A 19,723-nucleotide genomic window follows, 5' to 3' on the forward strand; every position below is an offset into this window, starting at 1 on the left:
AAACACCAGCCCCCCGGCTCGGCCCGCGAACGGGCTACCGCTGGGCCGAATCCTGTTGGCCTACCGGCACAAACCGCCGGCCACGGCTCCGGCCGAGACGAAGCCGCCCGTCACTCCCACTCGATAGTGCCCGGCGGCTTGCTCGTCACATCGAGGACAACGCGGTTGACCTCGGCCACCTCGTTGGTGATGCGGGTGGAGATGCGCTCGAGCACGTCGTAGGGCAGCCGGGTCCAGTCCGCGGTCATCGCGTCCTCGCTGGAGACCGGGCGCAGCACGATCGGGTGGCCGTAGGTGCGGCCGTCGCCCTGCACGCCCACCGAACGCACGTCGGCGAGCAGCACGACCGGGCATTGCCAGATCTGCTTGTCCAGATCGGCGGCGGTGAGTTCCTCGCGGGCGATGGCGTCGGCCTGGCGGAGCAGGTCGAGACGGTCGGCGGTCACCTCGCCGACGATGCGGATGGCCAGGCCCGGGCCGGGGAACGGCTGGCGGCCGACGATCTCCTCGGGCAGGCCCAGCTCGCGGCCGACCGCGCGGACCTCGTCCTTGAACAGCAGGCGCAGCGGCTCGACCAGCTCGAACTCGAGATCGTCGGGCAGGCCACCGACATTGTGGTGGCTCTTGATGTTCGCGGTGCCGGTGCCGCCGCCGGACTCGACCACGTCCGGGTACAGGGTGCCCTGCACCAGGAACTCGACCTTCGGCGCCGAGCCGTCGCCACCGTGCTCGGCGACGATGCCGGAGACCGCGTCCTCGAAGGAGCGGATGAACTCGCGGCCGATGATCTTGCGCTTCTCCTCCGGATCGGAGACGCCCTTCAGCTCGCCGAGGAACTTGTCGACCGCGTCGACGGTGACCAGCTTGGCACCGGTCGCGGCGACGAAATCGTGCTGCACCTGCTCGCGCTCACCGGCCCGCAGCAGACCGTGATCGACGAACACACAGGTGAGCCTGTCCCCGATCGCGCGCTGCACCAGCGCGGCGGCGACGGCGGAGTCGACACCGCCGGACAGACCGCAGATCGCGTGCCCGTCGCCGATCTGCTCGCGCACGCTCTCGATCAGCGACTCGGCGATGTTGGCGGGGGTCCACTGCGGCGGGATGCCGGCCAGCTCGTGCAGGAAGCGGCTCAGCACCTGCTGGCCGTGCGGCGAATGCAGGACCTCGGGGTGGTACTGGACACCGGCGAGGCGGCGCGCGCGATCCTCGAACGCGGCGACCGGGGCGCCCGCGGTGGTTCCGGTGACCTCGAACCCCTCCGGGGCATCGGTCACCGCGTCACCGTGGCTCATCCACACCGGCTGCAGGGTCGGCAGACCACCGTGCAGCACGCCACCATCGATGCTGAGTTCGGTGCGGCCGTACTCGCGGGTGCCGGTGTGGGCGACCGTGCCGCCCAGCGCCTGCGCCATCGCCTGGAAGCCGTAGCAGATGCCGAACACGGGCACGTCGATGTCGAACAGCCGCGCGTCGAGTTGCGGTGCGCCCTCGGCGTACACGCTGGACGGGCCGCCGGACAGGATCACGGCCAGCGGCCGCTTCTCGGCGATCTCCTCCACCGTCATGGTGTGTGGAATCACCTCGGAGAACACCCGTGACTCGCGCACCCGCCGAGCGATCAGCTGGGCGTATTGCGCGCCGAAGTCGACGACGAGGACCGGTCTCTGAGTTTCTGCCACCGCCACAGTTTAGTGACGGCACACGACGGGCGAGCAGCGGGATCGGTGGTCGCTACACGCGTCGGGCGAACATTGCGCATGACGGCGCCGACCTGGCTATCCTCGTGCTCGTGCCATTCGCCCGCGCGATCGATGCCGACATCTACTACGAGGACAGCGGTGGCACGGGGCCGGTGGTGTTGCTGGCCCACGAGTTCTTCATGGACCGCACGATGTTCGCCTCGCAGCAGGCCGCTCTCTCCCCCGAATTCCGGATCGTGGCCTGGGACGCGCGCGGGCACGGCCGCACCAGGGATCAGCGACTGCCGTTCACGTATTGGACCGCCGCGCGCGACGCGCTGACGATCCTCGACGACATCGGCGCCGAACGCGCCATCGTCGGCGGGACCGCCCAGGGCGGGTTCACCGCGCTGCGCACCGCGCTGGTCGCGCCGGAACGGGTGGCCGCGCTCATCCTCATCAGCACCGAGGCGCACGGGCCGACGCCGGAACAGTCCACCGCGACCCAGCGCTTCCTCGACGAGTGGCACGACAAGGGCTCGCGCGAGGAAGCCGCCAACCGCCTCGCCGACTGGCTCATCGGCGACGACGCCTGGTACCGCGACATCTGGACCAGGCGCTGGGTCGGCGACGCGCACAACGGCCTCGACGCCGCCGTCGGCTGCCTGCTCGGGCGCGACTCGGTCCTCGACCGGCTGCGCGAGATCACCTGCCCCGCGCTGATCATCCACGCGACCCACAGCGGCATCGCGGGCACCCGCGCCCGCACGCTGGCCGACGGGCTCACCGCCTCCACATTCGTGGAGATCGATGGCGCCCGTCTCGCCGTGACGATGACCCACCCCGAACCGGTGAACGCGGCGATCGCGCGCTTCCTGCGGGAGCGGGTCTCACTCGCCCACGTGCGTTAGCGAACGCTGAGCCCGACCTTCTGGAATTCCTTGAGGTCGGAGTAGCCTGCCTTGGCCATCGAGCGGCGCAGGCCGCCGACCAGGTTCAGCGAACCGAACGGGTCGTCGGACGGGCCGTAGAGCACGCGCTCGAGACTCGGCCGGGTGACGGTGCCGTCGGCGCCGTCGAGCCAGGACTCGTCGACCGGCAGGAACGAGCCGCGCGGCACCGACGGGTGCGCGGTGGCCGAGGGCCAGTACCAGCCGCGACCGGGCGCCTCGGCCGAGACCGACAGCGGCACACCGAGCATCACGGCGTCGGCGCCGCAGGCGATGGCCTTGGCGAGCTGGCCGGAGGTGGCCACGTCACCGTCGGCGATGACGTGCACGTAGCGGCCGCCGGTCTCGTCGAGGTAGTCGCGGCGGGCCGCGGCGGCGTCGGCGATCGCGGTCGCCATCGGCACGCCGATGCCGAGCACCTCGCCGGTGGTGGTGGCGCCCGGGTAGGAGCCGTAGCCGACGATGACGCCCGCGGCGCCGGTGCGCATCAGGTGCAGCGCGGTGCGGTGATCGCTCACGCCACCGGCCACGACCGGCACGTCCAGCTCGGCGATGAAGGTCTTGAGGTTCAGCGGCTCACCGTCGCCGACGTGCTCGGCGGAGATGATGGTGCCCTGCACGACCAGCAGGTCGACACCGGCCTGCACCAGCGCCGGGGTGAGCGCGCGCGCGTTCTGCGGGCTCACCCGCACCGCGACCGTCACGCCCGCCGCGCGCACCTGCGCGACCGCGGCCGCGAGCAGGTCGGGCTGCATCGGTGCCGCGTGTAATTCCTGCAGCAGGGAGATGGCGCGTTCGTAGCCGCCCTTGTCGACGAGGTCGATCAGCTGATCGACCTTGTCCTGCACGTCGGCGTGCCGCGCCCACAGGCCCTCGCCGTTGATCACGCCGAGGCCGCCGAGGCGGCCCAGCTCGATCGCGAACTCGGGCGAGACCAGCGCGTCGGTGGGGTGCGAGAGCACCGGGATCTCGAAACGGTAGGCGTCGAGCTGCCAGGCCACCGAGACCTGCTTCGACGACCGGGTCCGCCGCGAGGGCACGATGTCGACATCGTCGAGCTCGTAAGTCCTGCGGGCAACCCTGCCCATCCCGATTTCCACCATGTCACGCACAGTTGCTCCCTGTGTTCGGGCGCGCGTGTGCGCGCGTTGTCACGATCCTCGACGACCGCATGGCTGTGCGCCGGGAGCGTACCTCCCGGCGCACAAACGCATCTATTGTACTCAGCCGCGCCCGGTGTAGTTCGGGGCCTCGACGGTCATGGTGATGTCGTGCGGGTGGCTCTCCTTGAGGCCCGCCGCGGTGATCTGCACGAACTGCGCGTTCTGCAGGTGCTCGATGTTCTGCGAGCCGGTGTAGCCCATGGCCGCGCGCAGGCCGCCGACGAGCTGGTGGATCACCTGGTTGACCGGACCGCGGAACGGGACGCGGCCCTCGATGCCCTCGGGGACCAGCTTGTCCTCGGCGAGCACGTCGTCCTGGAAGTAGCGGTCCTTGGAGTACGACTTGGCCTGACCGCGGCCCTGCATCGCGCCGAGCGAGCCCATGCCGCGGTAGGCCTTGAACTGCTTGCCGTTGACCAGCACCAGATCGCCGGGCGACTCGGCGGTGCCCGCGAGCAGCGAGCCGAGCATCACGGTCGAGGCGCCCGCGGCGATGGCCTTGGCGACGTCACCGGAGTACTGCACGCCGCCGTCGGCGATCACCGGCACACCGGCGGGCTTGCACGCGGCAACGGCCTCGAGGATCGCGGTGATCTGCGGCGCGCCGACACCGGCCACGACCCGGGTGGTGCAGATGGAGCCGGGACCGACACCCACCTTGACAGCGTCGACGCCCGCCTCGACGAGCGCCGCGGCGCCCGCGCGGGTGGCGACGTTGCCGCCGACGATCTGGATGCGATCGCCCACCTCGGCCTTCACCTTGGAGACCATCTGCAGCACCTGCGACTGGTGGCCGTGCGCGGTGTCGACGATCAGCACGTCGACCCCGGCGTCGGCCAGCGTCATCGCGCGCGACCAGGAGTCCTGGCCGACGCCGATCGCGGCGCCGACCAGCAGGCGGCCGTCGCGGTCCTTGGTGGCGTTCGGGTACTGATCGGTCTTGACGAAGTCCTTGACCGTGATCAGGCCGCGCAGGCGGCCGTTGCCGTCGACGATCGGCAGCTTCTCGATCTTGTGGCGGCGCAGCAGCCCCAGCGCGGCCTCGGCGGTGACGCCCTCCTGGGCGGTGATCAACGGCGCCTTGGTCATCACCTCGTCGACGCGGCGATCCTGGTCGACCTCGAAGCGCATGTCGCGGTTGGTGATGATGCCCACCAGCGCGCCGGTCTCGTCCACCACGGGCAGGCCCGAGATGCGGAAGCGGGCGCACATGGCGTCGACCTCGGCGAGGGTGTCGGTGGGACGACAGGTGACCGGGTCGGTCACCATGCCCGCCTCCGAGCGCTTCACCGTCTCCACCTGGGCGGCCTGATCGGCGGCCGAGAGGTTGCGGTGCAGCACGCCCATACCGCCCGCACGCGCCATGGCGATGGCCATGCGCGCCTCGGTGACGGTGTCCATGGCCGAGCTCACCAGCGGCGTGCGCAGGGTGATCTCCCGGGTGAGCCTGCTGGAGGTCTCGACGGAACTGGGGATGAGATCCGAGGCGGCAGGCAGCAACAGCACGTCGTCGAACGTGAGGCCGAGCATGGCGATCTTGTTCGGATCGTCGCCACCCGTAGGAGGGCGCACCGCGATTCGTTCGCCCGACACGGGATTACTCATTCGGATCGACCCCTCCTGGTCGTCGGTAGCAACGTACGCCGAAAGCTGCGATGCGACGGTGCTGAGCGGAAAAGATTGATGGTCGGTGAGAACAAGCTCGCCGATGCCTGCATTCCATGGTATCCGGCGGGCGAACACGCCTGCGAAGTGAGGCCCGTGGCAAAACTTGCCCGGTGCATCGCTGGCGCAGACCACCAAGTACTGCGTACCGTGGGGATGTGCGTGACCATCTACCACCTGGCCTGCCGCCGGATCCCTTCGCCGGAGACCCCTCCGACCCGTCCGCCGCGCTCGATGCCATCGAGCCCGGTGAGCCGCTGGATCCTCATGAGCGCCTCGCGGTCGAGGAAGATCTCGCCGACCTCGCCGTCTACGAAGCCCTGCTGGCCCATCGCGGGATCCGCGGGCTCGTCGTCAGCTGTGAGGATTGTCGGCAAGATCACTACCACGACTGGGACATGCTGCGGGCGAACCTGCTCCAGCTACTCGTCGACGGCACCGTCCGTCCGCACGAGCCCGCCTACGACCCGACGCCCGAGGCGTACGTCACGTGGGACTACTGCCGCGGCTACGCCGACGCGTCGATGAACGAGGCGTTCCACGGCGACGGGTTCGACGGCTTCGACAACTGAGCCGCCCGCACGGCGCCGCTTCTCCCGCCCCGGTCACGCGTGCGCGGGTCACGACGCGACGACCATCCGGGCAACGCGAAAGGCCCCGAACCTGAACGGTTCGGGGCCTTTCGCGTCGAGTGCTAGGGCGAGGGCACGCCCGGGGGCACCGGCAGGATGGTGACCGGCGGGATCGGCATCGTCGGCGGCAGCTGCTGCGACGTCGGAGCCACCGTCGGCACGGTGACCGGCGGTGGTTCGGCGATGGTCGTCGGCGCCGTCGGGACGGTGACCGGCGGCGGAGTCGTCGGGACCGTGGTCACCGGCGGCTGCGTCGGCTCGGTCGGCTCCGGCGCGATCGGCTTGGTCTCCGGACCCGGCGTCTGCATGATCACCGGCGGCTCGGACGGATCGGCGGTGCCCGAACCGGGGTTGGTCGGGGCCACCGGCGCGGTCGAGCCGGGATTGGCGGGCGACGGGCTCGCCGGGGACGGCGAACTCGGCTTGGTCTGGCCCGGGGTCGTCGGCGCCGGCGTCGGGAGCTGCGCGGCGATCTCGGGCGCCTTCACGGCGAGCTGATCACGCAGCAGGTTCCAGCGCGCGATCAGATCCTCGCGCTTACCCTTGTCGTCGACCTGGCTGGCGGTGGCGGACGCCTGTTCCAGCCGGGCCCGCGCCTGCTCCGGGTTGCCGGAGTCGAGCAGATTCTGCGCGGCCACCAGATCGTCGTCGGCATGCTGCACGACCGTCGACTGGGCCTGTTCGCTGAACACGACCTCCTTGACCCGCCACAGCGGATCGCCGGGTGCCGCGCTGTAGGAGAACGCTGTGAGACCACCGAAGACCACGGCCAGTGCCGCGGCGGCCCCGAGCAGGGGCCTGACCAGCCGTAGACGTCCGCGCGAGGATGCTCCGACTCGAACCTGCCGCGCGCCGATCTCCTGATTGACCGCCGCGAAGACGGTATCCAGATCAGGACCTGCCGGCATCGGCTCGGCCAGCAGGTCGGCCCGCCAATCGGCAAGCAACGACGCCAGCTGGAACTCCTCGGGGCTGTCGGTACGGACCGGTCCGTCGCTCGCGATCGCGTCGATCAGCGCATCGTCGCTGCGCACCGCCGCAATGTCGACCGGACCGGAATCACCGGCATCCTCGGCGGCGTAGGGACCGCTGTCGTGCGACCCACGCCAAACCTTCCGGTCGCCTCGACCGCGCTCGCCATCCCTAGCCATACATTTCACCTGCCCTCGCCACTTGTGACTTCAGTTTCGCGAGTGCCCTGTGCTGGGCTACCCGTATCGCCCCCGCCGTGCTGCCCACGGCGACTGCGGTTTCCTCTGCTGACAGACCCATGACCAGACGCAGGATCAGGATTTCCCGATGTTTCTCGGGGAGCGTGGCCAGCAGAGTGTTCATCTGCCTGCTCGTCTCCGAGTCGAGAGCTCGCTGCTCCGGTCCCTGGTCGGTGGATATGACATCTGGTACTTCGGCCATCGCCTCCGCCTTGTTACGGGCGGCGTTGCGATGGGCGTCGGCGACCTTGTGCGAAGCGATGCCGTACACGAAGGCCATGAAGGGCCGCCCCTGATCCTGATAGCGGGGCAGGGCGGTCATCACAGCCAGACAGACCTCTTGCGCAACATCATCCGCGGAGAGCTGCCCGCGCTCCGCGGCTCCGATCCTGGCTCGGCAGTAGCGGACTACCAGCGGCCGGATCAGTTCCAGTACCTGAGCTAAAGCGGTCCTGTCGCCCTGCGCAGCCGCAGCGACGGCGAGGTCCAACTCTTCGCCCATATGCGTCATCGTCAGAGATTTTCCTGGCGTTACGAGTGGCGCGGTCCGATGTGACCGAGCTTCCACCGAAGTGGCGGAACGGAACTAACAATAGCGACCCCGAGATCACCCGCGAGCGGGCCTGGTCCCTTCTAGGGGAGCTCTCAGGAAGATCACTTGGGTGGGTCAGCGCGACGGCGCGGCGAAATCCCCGCCCATGGCCCGGATGCGGGCGGCGTGATCTGCGGCTTCGCGCGCGGCGACCTGCGCGGCGGCCGGTTCGGCCACGCCGGCGCGCAGCATCGCGGCCGCCCAGCGCAGCGGCAGCAGGCCGTGCTCGCGGCAGGCGAGATCGACCGCGTCGGCGAGCTCGGCCGCGCGCGCGAGGTCACCGGACGCCGCGGTGGCCGCGGCGACCAGCAGCGCCGACTTCACCCGGTGCCGTACCGATGTCAGTGCGGCGGCCAGCTCGGCCGCCCGCTCGGCGTCGGCCAGCGCGGGCGCGGCCGCGCCCCCGGCGAGCGCGGTCTCCGCGCGCACCCAGTGCCACCGCACCGCGCAGCGATCCGGCGCGTCGACCAGCAGCGGTTCCACCCGGCCGAGCAGGCGGTGCGCGAGGGCGAGCCTGCCGGTGCCGAGCGCGTCGGCGGCGAGCCCGGTGAGCGCGTCGGCCATGGCCTCGGCCCCGGCGGAGCCGGTGGCGGCCCTGGCCGACGCGGCCGCGCGCCCGTCGAGGGTCGCGGCCGCGGCGTGACCGCCGAGCTGGCGCACGAGGGAACCGTGGGTACTCGCGGCGAGCGAGCGCAGGGCGGGGTCGATCCGGGTTCTGGCGAGGATCGACAGGTCGGCTCTGGCGGCGGCGTAGTGACCCTGGGCACCGAGCGCGACGGCGCGCTGCCATCGTTGTCCAGGGGTCGCGGGTTCCGGCAACTCCGCAGCGGACCGGCCGGGGGTGGGCCCGAAAGCTGTCGAAACGAGTATTTCGGAACCGATATCCGCGGGTGAAGCCGTTGTCTGCACGCCGAGACTGTAGCCGCCACCGCGCCGCGGCCGTTCTCGTGATATGTCCCAGTCGTCCGCCATCAGCAACCGGTCAGCTTTTCTCCGGGGCCCCGATGTTGCCATCAGGTAAATCTCCGACCGTAGGCGCCTCTACCGCAATGTTTCGAATTCACATGCGTTTCGCGCAATTAACCTCGGCGCCCCGTTTCCGCCATCTGCGCGGTCCTCGACGCCGACGGGGGTTGTGACCCGCACCACCCGTCCCGCGGGCCGTTCACCAGGCCGTACACCGGCTATGAGCGCGCGACCTGGGAAAACCACGGAACCGAGGGACACCGCACATGGACCGACCCATAGCCAACCGAACAGTATGGACGAATCGGAAGTGAAATGTAAACAGTTCGCAGGTTAAATTTCAGCGTTGTGGATTTGCGGAATCAGTGCGCGGAACTATTGACGGAATTTCCCGCCTGCACCTAACGTAGCTCATCGCCGGGGTCGGCGCCGCGCGAAATTGCAGCGACCACCTCAAGGCGCACCGTCAGGCACCGTCGAGCCGGCCACCGCACCAGGTGGCGCGAAGACCTGCCGCACCACGTCGCTCGACAACGCTGACGAGCTCGCACCACAAGGAGTTCACATGCCCATGCCCACCCACCTCCCCGGTCCGAACGCCGACGTCTGGGATTGGCAGATGCGTGGCTCGTGCCGCGGTCAGGACTCCGCCGTCTTCTTCCACCCCGACGGCGAGCGTGGCCGTGCCCGCACCGCGCGCGAGATGCGCGCCAAGGAGATCTGCCGGGCCTGCCCCGTGCTGATGCAGTGCCGCACCCATGCCCTCAAGGTCAGCGAGCCGTACGGCATCTGGGGCGGGATGTCGGAGACCGAGCGGGAGATGCACGCGCGCCGCAACCGGCGCCGCATGGCCGTGTAGATAGCTCGGCAAATCAAATCCCATCCGCCCGGCGTGGCGTGCCGAATCTCTAGCAAACAGCTGGCACGCGATCCAAAGGCACCCCGGGCGAAGGGAGGTCATAGCCGCGGGCTACATTCGTGACCGATGACACAGAATGGGTTCCGAAGCGAAGCCTTCCCACCGAGCGTGGATTCTGCGGTTACCGCACGCGCGGCCGAAGGAGTCGAGCTAGCTGCACTGTTGGAACGATGCGGCATGTCCGACCAGCAAGCCTTTGCCGAACTGTACGACCGGACGTCCGCACGCGTCTTCGGCCTGATCCTCCGGGTCCTCCACGACCCCGGATACGCGGAGGAGACCACGCAAGAGGTCTATCTCCAGATCTGGCGCACCGCAACGAGTTTCGACCCCACCAAGGGGTCTGCGGTGACCTGGCTGATGACGCTGGCACACCGACGGGCGGTCGACCGGGTTCGCGCCGAGCAAGCCCACACCCAGCGCGAGGTCGCGTACGGGGTCCGGGTGCTCGGCAACGAATTCGACGAGGTCACGGAGGAGGTGGAACGCAGACTCGAACAACAGGCCGTCCAGCGCGGGCTCTCGACACTGACCGAGACCCAACGCGAGGCGATCTCGCTCGCCTACTACGGCGGGCGCACCTACGCGGAGGTAGCTCAGCACCTCGGCATTGGGTTACCGACCGTTAAGTCCCGTATACGGGACGGATTGACACGACTGAAGAAAAGTTTGGGGGTGACGTGAGATGAACGAAGCCCAGATCGATCTCGCGCACACCGTCGCGCTCGGATTGATCGACGACGAAGACCATCACGCCATTCAGACCATCATCGACAACGAAGACCCCACCCTCTGTTCCGATTTCCGGCGAGAGCTCCGCGGCACCCGCGAGGTTCTCGCCGTGATCGGAGCGAGTACCCCGACCCCGCCGCCGCCCTCCCTGCGCGCGCGCCTGCTGGCCGCGATCGAGGCCGAGGAGCCCCCGGTAGCGAGCTAGCCCACACCACAAAGGCCCCCGAACCGCAGTGCGGTCCAGGGGCCTTCGTCGTGCGTTGCGTCAGTGCGCGTGCCCGTGGTGGCCGTGGTCGTCGGCCTCTTCCTCGGGCTTGTCCACGACGGCGCTCTCGGTGGTCAGGATCATCCGCGCGACCGAGGCGGCGTTCACCACGGCGGAGCGGGTCACCTTGACCGGATCGACGACACCGTCGGTGAGCAGGTCACCGTAGGCGAGGGTGGCGGCGTTGAAGCCGTCCTTGCCCTCGGCGACCTTGCTGACCACGACGGCGCCGTCGACGCCGGCGTTGGTGGCGATCCAGAACAGCGGCGCCTCGAGGCCCTTGCGGACGACCTCGACGCCGATGCGCTGGTCGCCGGTCAGCGAGTCACGCAGCTCGGTCAGCGCGGTCGCGGCCTGCGCCAGGGCGGTGCCGCCACCGGGGACGATGCCCTCCTCGACCGCGGCCTTGGCGGCGGCGACCGCGTCGTCGACGCGGTACTTGCGCTCCTTGAGCGCGGTCTCGGTGGCCGCGCCGACGCGGATCACCGCGACGCCGCCGGCCAGCTTGGCGAGGCGCTCCTCGAGCTTCTCGCGGTCCCAGTCGGAGTCGGTGGCCTCGATCTCGCGGCGCAGCTGCGCGCCACGGGCCGCGATGTCCTCCGCGCTGCCCGCACCGTCGATGATGACGGTCTCGTCCTTGGTGACCACCACGCGCCGGGCCTGGCCCAGCTGCTCGATGGTCGCCTCGCGCAGGGTGATGCCGAGATCGGGGTTGATCACGGTGCCACCGGTGACGACGGCCAGGTCGTCGAGGAACGCCTTGCGGCGGTCGCCGAAGAACGGCGCCTTGACCGCGACGGCCTTGATCGTCTTGCGGATGGAGTTGACCACCAGGGTGGACAGCGCCTCGCCCTCGACGTCCTCGGCGATGATCAGCACGGCCTTGCCGGACTCGGCGATCTTCTCGAGCAGCGGCAGCAGGTCGGGCAGCGAGCTGATCTTGTCGCGGTGCAGCAGGACGTAGGTGTCCTCCAGCACGGCCTGCTGGGTCTCGGGATCGGTCTGGAAGTAGGGCGAGAGGTAGCCCTTGTCGAACTGCACGCCCTCGGTGACGACGAGCTCGGTGTGCGTGCTCGACGACTCCTCGACGGTGACGACGCCGTCCTTGCCGACGGTGGTCAGCGCCTTGCCGACCATCTCGCCGATCTCCTCGTCGCGCGAGGAGACGGTGGCGACCTGGGCGATGGCCTGTTCACCGGAGACCGGGGTGGCCGCGGCGAGCAGCACCTCCGACACCTTCTCCGAGGCCAGCGCGATGCCCTGGCCGAGCGAGATCGGGTTGGCGCCCGCTGCGACGTTCTTCAGGCCGGCGCGCACGAACGCCTGGGCCAGCACGGTGGCGGTGGTGGTGCCGTCGCCCGCGACGTCGTTGGTCTTGGTGGCGACGCTCTTGACGAGCTGGGCGCCGAGGTTCTCGAAGGGGTCCTCGAGGTCGATGTCACGCGCGATGGTGACACCGTCGTTGGTCACGGTCGGGCCACCGAAGGCCTTGGCCAGCACGACGTGGCGGCCACGGGGACCGAGGGTCACCTTGACGGCGTCGGCGAGCTTGTCGACACCGCGTTCCAGAGCCCGGCGAGCCTTCTCGTCGAACTCGATCTGCTTTGCCATAAAGGATTCAGCTCCTGTGTCTGATTGCGGCGTTCCCCAGCCCCTACGTGGTCACGCAAGCTACCGCCTCCGGGGCCTGACGCTCACGCCGCGGGTGAGAACGCAATCCGCCCCGGGTCGCTGGACGACGCCGGGGCGGAACGCGAATGCGGCGTTGGCCTACTTGGTGACGACGGCCAGGATGTCGCGCGCCGAGAGGATGAGGTACTCCCCACCCTGGTACTTGATCTCGGTGCCGCCGTACTTGCTGTAGATGACGACGTCGCCTTCCTTGACGTCGACGGGGATGCGGTCACCCTTGTCGGTGATCCGGCCCTCGCCGACGGCGATGACGGTGCCCTCCTGCGGCTTCTCCTTGGCCGTGTCCGGGATGACCAGGCCGGAGGCCGTCGTCGTCTCGGCCTCGTTGGCCTGGACGAGGATCTTGTCCTCGAGCGGCTTGATGTTCACGCTCGCCACGTTGAGCCCTCCACTTTCAGGGAATTCGGTCGTCCGGAACTGTTGTCCCGGACCGGGTTTCGGTCAGCTTGCGACTCTGCGCGTCAGCCCCGTCGTCGCGGGTGCCGGGACCCGAAGCCCAGTAGTCGATGGCACAAGCACAGCTACACAGTGCCGACTAGCACTCTATACGCGAGAGTGCCAGCGCTCAAGGCCGGGTTCTGCCAATGTCGCGTTTTCGACACGCCCACACTGGACAGTGATCTTCACTTCGCCTGCCAAAATCTGTAACGTTCGCATAACAGGCTGTGAAAGGATATGTACAACGTTCCATTCGAGATGGTCGGCATCACAGAACCATCCGCTCGAAGGGAGGTGAACATGCGAACATCCCTCGGCATCTCCGCCGGGAACGAGGTGGTGTGCTCAGCACTGGTCGCCACCGGGCCCGCCGGTGAGCAGCACTTCGACTACCGGGTCGTGTCCGCCGACGCGGCACACTCCGATCTCGGCGATCTCGTGTCGTCCTCGATCGAGCTGATGACGACCCAGTTACCCGTCTCCCAGAGCGCGGGCCTCGGCGAACCACTCGGCCGCTACTCCGGCGCGCACCGCAGAGCCGAAGCAGCCCGTTCGCGGCCGCCGACCAGCGTCGCCGTCGCCTACCGGAACAGGGAACAGGCGCAGGCCATCCGCGCGGCCACCACCCGGCATCGTGATCTGCGGCTGGTGCCCGAGGGCACCGCCGCCATGACCTATCTGCGCGACACCGGCCTGCTCGACCGGTACTCCACCGTCGCCGTCATCGACCTGGGCGCGACCGGCCTCACCGTCAGCGTCGTCGACTTCGCCGACACCGCGATCCTGCACACCGAGCGCACGCCGACGCTGAGCGGCAACGCCATCGACGAGCTGATCTACCACCACCTCGTCGACCTGCACTACGCCCGGCGCGGCACCAGGCCCAACCGCGGCACCCTCACCAACCGGGGCAGGGCCGCCAAGGAACACCTCTCGGTCGCGCCCGCGGTCACCATCGACCACGTGGCCGGGCAGCCGCTCAAGCTCACCCGCTCCGACTTCGAGGAGCTCATCGGCGGGCTGCTGCGCAACATCGCGCTGTTCGCCGGCTCGGTGTTCACCCGTGCCCCGAAGTATCCGGAGGCCGTCGCGGTGATCGGTGGGTGCGCCAACATCCCCGCCGTCGTCGACACGCTGCAGGCCCGGCTCGACGTGCCCGTGGTCACCGTGCCCGATCCGGAGGCCGTGATCGCCAAGGGCGCGGCGCTGGTCGCCGACGCCTCGGCGCCGTCCGCGTTACAGGCCGCCGCCCTCGGTGACTCGCCGAACGGCACGTTCACCAAGGTGGCCGGGACGCTGGCCGGCGCCGTCGTGGTCGTCGGCCTGGTGATCGGCTATGGCGTGCAGGCCATCTCGCCCGACACCCCCGATGTCACGCCCGCGGGCACCAGCAGCACCGTGCGGCAGCCGCCGCTGCCCGTCGTCCCGCAACTGCCGCCCTCCAGTCAGTCGAACCGGGAGAGCAGCGACCGCACCGGCGTCACCGTCGCCCCGCCGACCACGGAGGCGGCGACCACTCCCCCGACGACGCAACCATCCACCACACCGTCACCCTCGACGACGACACCGAGCCCGAGCGGGCCGACCTCGTCGACGGCGCCCTCCCTGCGGCCCGATCCGAATCTGCCGGAGATCCCGTACCCCGAGTCGCCCCTGGGGCCGCTGAACAGCGGCTCCGCGGGCGGCCAGCAGCGTCCCTCGACGCCGAACACCTCCCCCACCCAGCGACCCTCCCGCGGCGGTCTGCCGATCCCGCCCGCCGCGTCAGTGCCGAACTCGGCACCCCTGCAGCTGGCCGATTGACCTAGCCGCGCAGGGCGCTCACCGACACCGGCAGACCCGGATCGGTGGCCACCGTCAGCTCCGCGGGCTGCGCGCCCGCCGCGATCACATGCGCGCCGAGCGCCGCGATCATCACCCCGTTGTCCGTGCACAGCCGCGGCTTGGGCACGCGCAGGGTCAATCCGGCCGCGGCACACCGCTCCTCGGCGAGCGAGCGGATGCGCGAGTTGGCGGTGGCGCCGCCGCCGAGGACGATCGTGTCGACCCCCTCGTCGGTCGCGGCGCGCACGGCCTTCATGGTGAGCACATCGGCCACCGCCTCCTGGAAGGACGCGGCGATATCCGGAATCGGCAACTGGTCGGGGCCGATGCCCTGCCGCTGCGCGGCCTCCACGTAGCGGGCGACCGCGGTCTTGAGGCCGGAGAAGGAGAAGTCGTAGCGGGCGTCGCGCGGACCGGTCATGCCGCGCGGGAACGCGATCGCGTTCGGGTCGCCGTCGGCGGCGGCCGCGTCCAGGAACGGACCACCGGGGTAGCCGAGGCCGAGCAGCCGGGCGACCTTGTCGAAGGCCTCCCCCGCGGCGTCGTCGACGGTGCTGCCGAGTTCGGTGATCGGCTGCCCGAGGTCGGTGACCCGCAGCAGGTGGGTGTGGCCGCCGGAGACCAGCAGCGCCACCGCGGGCGGCAGCGGCCCGTGTTCGAGCGTGTCCACCGCGACGTGCCCGCCGAGGTGGTTGAGCGCGTAGAACGGCACGTCCCAGGCCGCCGCGTAGGCCTTGGCCGCGGCGACGCCAACCAGCAGCGCACCGGCCAGGCCTGGTCCGATGGTGACGGCGAGCGCGTCGGGCTTGCTGATCCCGGCCGCGGCCAGCGCCCTGCGCATGGCGGGCACGATCGCCTCGAGATGCGCGCGCGAGGCGATCTCGGGGACCACGCCGCCGAAGCGGGCGTGCTGGTCGACGCTGGAGGCCACCTCGTCGGCGAGGAGTTCGAGCGTGCCGTCCTCGTGCCGCCGGACGATGCCGACTCCGGTTTCGTCGCAGGAGCTTTCGATGCCCATGACGATCACGACAGCACCTCGTCCTGCCTGTCGCGCGCGGCCCATTCGTCGGCCGCGGCGGTGAGTTCCGGGCGCCGCATGGTGTAGGCGTCGGCGCCGCTGGGGTGGTAGTAGTTCTTGCGCAGCCCGATGATGTGGAAGCCGTGCTTGGCGTAGAGCGCGATGGCGGGCGCGTTGTCGGTGCGCACCTCGAGGAACACCGGTCCGCCGCGCTCGGCCGCCGTCGCGAGCAGCGCCTCCAGCAGCAACGTGCCGACGCCGCCGCGATGGCACTCCGGGTCGACGCCGATGGTGTGCACCTCGGCCTCGGGATGGGCGGCGTCACCGAGCAGCGCGATGCCCGCGTAGCCGACCATCCTGCCCTCGGCGTCGCGGGCGGTGATGTAGCGGTTGTGCGCGCCGGCCAGCTCGGAGCGGAACGACACCGCCTGCCAGGGGTCGTCCTCGGGGAACAGCAGCTGCTCGAGCTCGACACAGCGGTCGATGTCGAGCACCGTCATCGGTGCGATCCGGTATCCGGACACGGCGCTCACGCTCCGGTCCGGTCGAGGGTGCGGAAGCTGTTCTCCACCGCGTCCGGCCTGCGCAGGTACAGCGGGACCAGCGGCTCGGGCACGACCCCGGCGAGCAGCGCCGGTGCGGCGACGGTCACCAGACCGGCGGGCGAGGGCGTCTCGGCGGGCAGTACCGGCAGATCGAAGTAGTCCACGTGCGCGGCCGATCCGGCGATCGCCACGGCGTCGCCGAGCGGCACCTCCGCGGGCTTGCAGACCTCGGGACCGGCGACCCTGGCGCCGTGCAGGTAGCGGGCCCAGTAGACCTCGCGCCTGCGCGCGTCGGTGACCACGAGCAGCTCACCCGGGTCGCGCTGTTCGCCCGCGGCCGCGGCGGCGATCGCGTCGAGACTGCAGACGCCGTGCACGGGCAGCCCGAGCGCGTCACCGAAGGCGGCGGCGGTGGCCATCCCGACCCGGAGGCCGGTGAACGGGCCCGGCCCGATCCCCACGACCAGCGCGTCGAGTTCGTCGCGGCGCACCTCGGCTTCGGCGAGGCATTCCAGGATCTGCGGGGTGAGCACTTCGGCGTGGGCGCGGGCGTCGACCTTCACGCGGGCAGCGAGCGTCGCCACGGCGGGCCGGGCGTCCGCGTCGGCGGCAGGTGACAGGTGCACCAATCCCGCTGTAACGGCGGGCGTCGCGGTGTCGACTGCTAGTACGAGCATGATTGTCTCAACAATACCGGGTGGTATCCGCGCTCGGCGCGCCACTGTGCCACGGGCACGGCGGCTTATTCGATCCACTCCCAGATGGCCGTGCGCACATCGGATTCCGGCTCCCGGGCGAGTCGCACCCGCAGGTGCCGCTCGGCGAGGTGTTCCACGACACCCTTGCCCCACTCCACGACGACGACCGCGTGATGCAGGTCGGTGTCGAGGTCGAGGGCGTCGAGTTCGTCCAGGTCACCGGCGAGCCGATACGCGTCGACGTGCACCAGCGGCACCCCCGGCGAACCATCGGGCCGCTGCCCGGCGCGGTGCGCCCTGGCGATGATGAACGTCGGCGAGCTGACCCGCCCCTCGACCCCGAGCCCGGCGGCGATTCCCCTGGTCAGCGCGGTCTTCCCGGCGCCGAGCGGGCCGTCGAGCACCACCAGGTCGCCCGCGCGCAGGTTGCGGGCCAGTTCGCGGCCGAAGGCCTCGGTGTCCTCGACCGTGGCCAGGACGCGCTGCTGTGGCTCAACCACCGATGACCTCCTCCGCGGCGCGCGGGTCGCCGAAACCGGCACGGGCGAGCAACCGCTCCACCGCGTCGAGGGTGCGTTCCGGGTACTGCAGGTGCGGCATGTGCGCGGCCTCCGACATCCGCACCAGTTCGCTGCCGGGCAGCGCGGCGGCCAGCGCGCGGGAGTTGCGGAACGGGATCACCATGTCGTGCGTGCCGCCGAGGATCAGCACCGGCAGCGGGGCCAGCACCGCGAGCGCGGCCGACTCGTCGTGCAGCTCAATCGCTTTCAGGAACTTCTCGATGGTCGCGACCGGGGTGCGGTCGATCATCATCGTGGTGAACCGCGACAGCGTCGGGCTCACCGGCCCGTGGAACGAGCTCACGTGCAGGAACGGCGTCACGATCTGTTTGCTGGCGCTGCGGCTCACCTGCACGACGGCGGGCGCCGTACGCGCCGCGAGCCGGAAGCCGTCGATCGCGGGGTTGCGCAGCAGCTGCGGGAGCCCGGCCGAGGTCACCTCGGCCGCCGTGGTGCAGAACAGCCCGACGCCGACCACGCGGGCGGCGAACAGTTCCGGGAACCGCGCGGCGGCGGCCAGCACGGCCATCCCGCCCAGCGAGTGCCCGATCAGCACCACCGGCCCGCGCGGCGCGCATTCACGCAGCACGGCGGCGACGTCGTGGCCGAGCTGCTGCACCGTGCAGCTGTCGGTGGTCGGGGTGCCGGAGCGGCCGTGCCCGCGCTGGTCGAACAAGACCATCCGGATCCGGTCGCCGTAGCGCGCGGCGAGGTCGCGGCGCTGGAAGTGGAACGACTCCATGCTGTTGCAGAAGCCGTGCACGAACACGATCGTCAGCTCGGCGGCATCGGTGCCGTAGGTGCGGGTGGCCAGCGACACACCGTCGTCGGCGAACACCACACCCGGCTGGTCCTCGTCGATCAGCGCGAAGTTCTCGTCGCGGTACTCGTCTCGCTCGGCGGGCCAGAGCACCCGCGCACCCATCCGGCGCAGCGTGTGGGTCACCGCCAGCGCGCCGAGCACGCCCGCGGTGGCCAGCCCGCCGCGCCGGAGCACCTTCGCACGCCTCATCGGCCGGCCCCCACATAGCGGCGGACCGCGCGGCCACGGGGCGAGCACACGATCTCGTAGTCGATGGTGTCGAGCAGCCGGGCCCAGTCGAGCGCGCGGGGGTGGCCGGCGCCGCCGCCGAAGAGCACCGCCTTGTCGCCGGGGCGCACGCCGCCGACGTTGTCGCCGAGGTCGACCATGAACTGGTCCATGCACACCCGGCCGACGTTGCGGTGCCTGGTGCCGCCCAGCCACACCTCGAAACGTCCACTGAGCGAACGGAACACACCGTCGGCGTAGCCCGCGGGGACCAGCGCCACGGTGGTGTCGCGCGGCGCGATCCAGCGGTGCCCGTACGACACGCCCTGCCCGGCGGCGACCGACTTCACCAGGGTGACCTCGGCCTGCAGCGTCATCGCCGGCCGCAGCCCGAATTCGCCCAGCTCGGGGATCGGCGACAGCCCGTAGACGGCGATGCCAGGGCGCACCAGATCGAAGTGCAGGTCTGGTCGGGTGAGCGTGGCCGCGGAGTTGGCCAAGTGGACCTGCTCGGGTTCCAGGCCGTGCTCCTTGGCCTGTGCGATCGCCTCGACGAACCGCTCCCGCTGCCGGTCCAGCATCGGGTGTTCCGGCTCGTCGGCGTGCGCGAGGTGGGAGAAGATCGCCCGGAAACGCACGACCTGCTCGTCGACCAGCGCGCGCAGCGCCCGCAGGACCTGCGGGTATTCCTCGACCGAGACCCCGTTGCGGTTCAGGCCGGTGTCGACCTTGAGCGAGACGGTCGCGGTGGTGCCGCTCGTCCTGGCGCCGCGCTCGACCGCGCGCAGCTGCGTGAGCGAGGACACCCCGATCTCGATGTCCGCGGCGATCGCGGCGGCGTAGTCGGCGTCGACGGTGTTGAGCCAGCACAGGATCGGCGCGGTGATCCCGGCGGCGCGCAGGGCCAGCGCCTCGGCGACGGTGGTGACCCCGAGCTCGGCGGCCCCGGCCCCCAGCGCGGCCCGCGCCACCTCGACCGCGCCGTGGTTGTAGCCGTCGGCCTTGACCACCGCCATCACCCCGGCGCCCTGCGCGAACTCCCGCAGCACGCGCACGTTGTGGGCAATGGCATCCAGGTCGATGACGGTTTCCACTTGCGCGTTCACGGCATAGATCCTGCCAGGACCCGCGCCCTTCCCGG

Annotated in this window: 20 protein-coding genes; 6 read left to right on the forward strand and 14 right to left on the reverse strand. The window is 70.4% G+C overall.

Annotated features, from left to right (window positions below; genetic code table 11):
• Nucleotides 1–110: 110 nt before the first annotated feature.
• Nucleotides 111–1,688, reverse strand: a complete 1,578-nt coding sequence (gene guaA / locus DFR69_RS09250) for a glutamine-hydrolyzing GMP synthase (RefSeq protein WP_110037075.1) — start codon at nt 1,686–1,688, stop codon at nt 111–113.
• A gap of 104 nt (nt 1,689–1,792) precedes the next feature.
• Here guaA and DFR69_RS09255 point away from each other — a divergent pair, with 104 nt between their 5' ends.
• The gene (locus tag DFR69_RS09255; RefSeq protein WP_167456204.1) at nt 1,793–2,593 is read left to right on the forward strand and encodes an alpha/beta fold hydrolase; all 801 of its coding nucleotides are present in this window, start codon (nt 1,793–1,795) and stop codon (nt 2,591–2,593) included.
• Here the strand turns inward: DFR69_RS09255 and DFR69_RS09260 are convergent.
• Entirely contained in the window at nt 2,590–3,744 is a 1,155-nt protein-coding gene (locus DFR69_RS09260; RefSeq protein WP_110037077.1) for a GuaB3 family IMP dehydrogenase-related protein, read from the reverse strand. The genes DFR69_RS09255 and DFR69_RS09260 overlap by 4 nt on opposite strands.
• A 111-nt stretch (nt 3,745–3,855) precedes the next feature.
• Nucleotides 3,856–5,400, reverse strand: coding sequence for an IMP dehydrogenase (guaB, locus tag DFR69_RS09265; RefSeq protein WP_186817505.1), 1,545 nt, complete (start codon nt 5,398–5,400; stop codon nt 3,856–3,858).
• A gap of 218 nt (nt 5,401–5,618) precedes the next feature.
• Here guaB and DFR69_RS09270 point away from each other — a divergent pair, with 218 nt between their 5' ends.
• The gene (locus DFR69_RS09270) at nt 5,619–6,032 is read left to right on the forward strand and encodes a DUF5319 domain-containing protein (RefSeq protein WP_022567296.1); all 414 of its coding nucleotides are present in this window, start codon (nt 5,619–5,621) and stop codon (nt 6,030–6,032) included.
• A gap of 122 nt (nt 6,033–6,154) precedes the next feature.
• Here the strand turns inward: DFR69_RS09270 and DFR69_RS09275 are convergent, their stop codons facing one another.
• The 3 genes from DFR69_RS09275 to DFR69_RS09285 all read right to left on the reverse strand — a co-directional run bounded on the left by DFR69_RS09275 (nt 6,155) and on the right by DFR69_RS09285 (nt 8,714).
• On the reverse strand, nt 6,155–7,126 hold the full coding sequence (locus tag DFR69_RS09275) for an anti-sigma-D factor RsdA (RefSeq protein ID WP_110037078.1): 972 nt from the start codon (nt 7,124–7,126) through the stop codon (nt 6,155–6,157).
• 109 nt (nt 7,127–7,235) lie between these two features.
• Nucleotides 7,236–7,814, reverse strand: coding sequence for a sigma-70 family RNA polymerase sigma factor (locus DFR69_RS09280; RefSeq protein ID WP_110037079.1), 579 nt, complete (start codon nt 7,812–7,814; stop codon nt 7,236–7,238).
• 156 nt (nt 7,815–7,970) lie between these two features.
• The gene (locus DFR69_RS09285; protein ID WP_244198174.1) at nt 7,971–8,714 is read right to left on the reverse strand and encodes a hypothetical protein; all 744 of its coding nucleotides are present in this window, start codon (nt 8,712–8,714) and stop codon (nt 7,971–7,973) included.
• 712 nt (nt 8,715–9,426) lie between these two features.
• Between DFR69_RS09285 and DFR69_RS09290 the strand changes: the two genes are divergently transcribed.
• From DFR69_RS09290 to DFR69_RS09300, 3 genes are all read left to right on the forward strand, one after another.
• Nucleotides 9,427–9,720: a WhiB family transcriptional regulator gene (locus DFR69_RS09290; RefSeq protein WP_022567299.1), complete on the forward strand. Its 294-nt coding sequence runs from the start codon at nt 9,427–9,429 to the stop codon at nt 9,718–9,720.
• Between the two features lie 126 nt (nt 9,721–9,846).
• On the forward strand, nt 9,847–10,464 hold the full coding sequence (locus tag DFR69_RS09295; RefSeq protein ID WP_373867072.1) for a sigma-70 family RNA polymerase sigma factor: 618 nt from the start codon (nt 9,847–9,849) through the stop codon (nt 10,462–10,464).
• 1 nt (nt 10,465) lies between these two features.
• Nucleotides 10,466–10,717 carry an RskA family anti-sigma factor gene (locus DFR69_RS09300; RefSeq protein ID WP_110037081.1) on the forward strand — a complete coding sequence of 84 codons (252 nt, stop codon included), beginning with the start codon at nt 10,466–10,468 and terminating at the stop codon, nt 10,715–10,717.
• A gap of 60 nt (nt 10,718–10,777) precedes the next feature.
• Here DFR69_RS09300 and groL read toward each other — a convergent pair whose 3' ends face one another.
• Both groL and groES read right to left on the reverse strand, forming a co-directional pair.
• A complete protein-coding gene (gene groL / locus DFR69_RS09305) occupies nt 10,778–12,388 on the reverse strand; it encodes a chaperonin GroEL (protein WP_110037082.1) in 1,611 nt (536 codons plus the stop codon).
• 159 nt (nt 12,389–12,547) lie between these two features.
• Complete coding sequence (gene groES / locus DFR69_RS09310; RefSeq protein ID WP_110037083.1) at nt 12,548–12,847, reverse strand: co-chaperone GroES; 300 nt, start codon at nt 12,845–12,847, stop codon at nt 12,548–12,550.
• A gap of 360 nt (nt 12,848–13,207) precedes the next feature.
• On the opposite strand from groES, the gene DFR69_RS09315 reads away from it, so the two are divergent.
• The gene (locus DFR69_RS09315; RefSeq protein ID WP_110037528.1) at nt 13,208–14,710 is read left to right on the forward strand and encodes a DUF7159 family protein; all 1,503 of its coding nucleotides are present in this window, start codon (nt 13,208–13,210) and stop codon (nt 14,708–14,710) included.
• Nucleotide 14,711: 1 nt separating this feature from the next.
• Here DFR69_RS09315 and tsaD read toward each other — a convergent pair whose 3' ends face one another.
• The 6 genes from tsaD to alr form a co-directional block, all read right to left on the reverse strand.
• Nucleotides 14,712–15,758 carry a tRNA (adenosine(37)-N6)-threonylcarbamoyltransferase complex transferase subunit TsaD gene (gene tsaD / locus DFR69_RS09320; protein ID WP_110037084.1) on the reverse strand — a complete coding sequence of 349 codons (1,047 nt, stop codon included), beginning with the start codon at nt 15,756–15,758 and terminating at the stop codon, nt 14,712–14,714.
• Nucleotides 15,755–16,249, reverse strand: a complete 495-nt coding sequence (gene rimI, locus DFR69_RS09325; protein WP_110037529.1) for a ribosomal protein S18-alanine N-acetyltransferase — start codon at nt 16,247–16,249, stop codon at nt 15,755–15,757. Before rimI ends, tsaD begins: the two co-directional genes overlap by 4 nt.
• 29 nt (nt 16,250–16,278) lie before the next feature.
• Complete coding sequence (gene tsaB, locus DFR69_RS09330) at nt 16,279–16,971, reverse strand: tRNA (adenosine(37)-N6)-threonylcarbamoyltransferase complex dimerization subunit type 1 TsaB (protein ID WP_110037085.1); 693 nt, start codon at nt 16,969–16,971, stop codon at nt 16,279–16,281.
• Nucleotides 16,972–17,036: 65 nt separating this feature from the next.
• Entirely contained in the window at nt 17,037–17,492 is a 456-nt protein-coding gene (gene tsaE / locus DFR69_RS09335; RefSeq protein ID WP_110037086.1) for a tRNA (adenosine(37)-N6)-threonylcarbamoyltransferase complex ATPase subunit type 1 TsaE, read from the reverse strand.
• The gene (locus DFR69_RS09340; RefSeq protein WP_110037530.1) at nt 17,485–18,564 is read right to left on the reverse strand and encodes an alpha/beta fold hydrolase; all 1,080 of its coding nucleotides are present in this window, start codon (nt 18,562–18,564) and stop codon (nt 17,485–17,487) included. The genes tsaE and DFR69_RS09340 overlap by 8 nt, the downstream gene beginning before the upstream one ends.
• Nucleotides 18,561–19,697, reverse strand: a complete 1,137-nt coding sequence (gene alr / locus DFR69_RS09345; RefSeq protein WP_244198211.1) for an alanine racemase — start codon at nt 19,695–19,697, stop codon at nt 18,561–18,563. The genes DFR69_RS09340 and alr overlap by 4 nt, the downstream gene beginning before the upstream one ends.
• Nucleotides 19,698–19,723 lie beyond the last annotated feature (26 nt).

The sequence above is a fragment of the Nocardia neocaledoniensis genome (assembly GCF_003182135.1).
Taxonomy (GTDB): Bacteria; Actinomycetota; Actinomycetes; order Mycobacteriales; family Mycobacteriaceae; genus Nocardia; species Nocardia neocaledoniensis.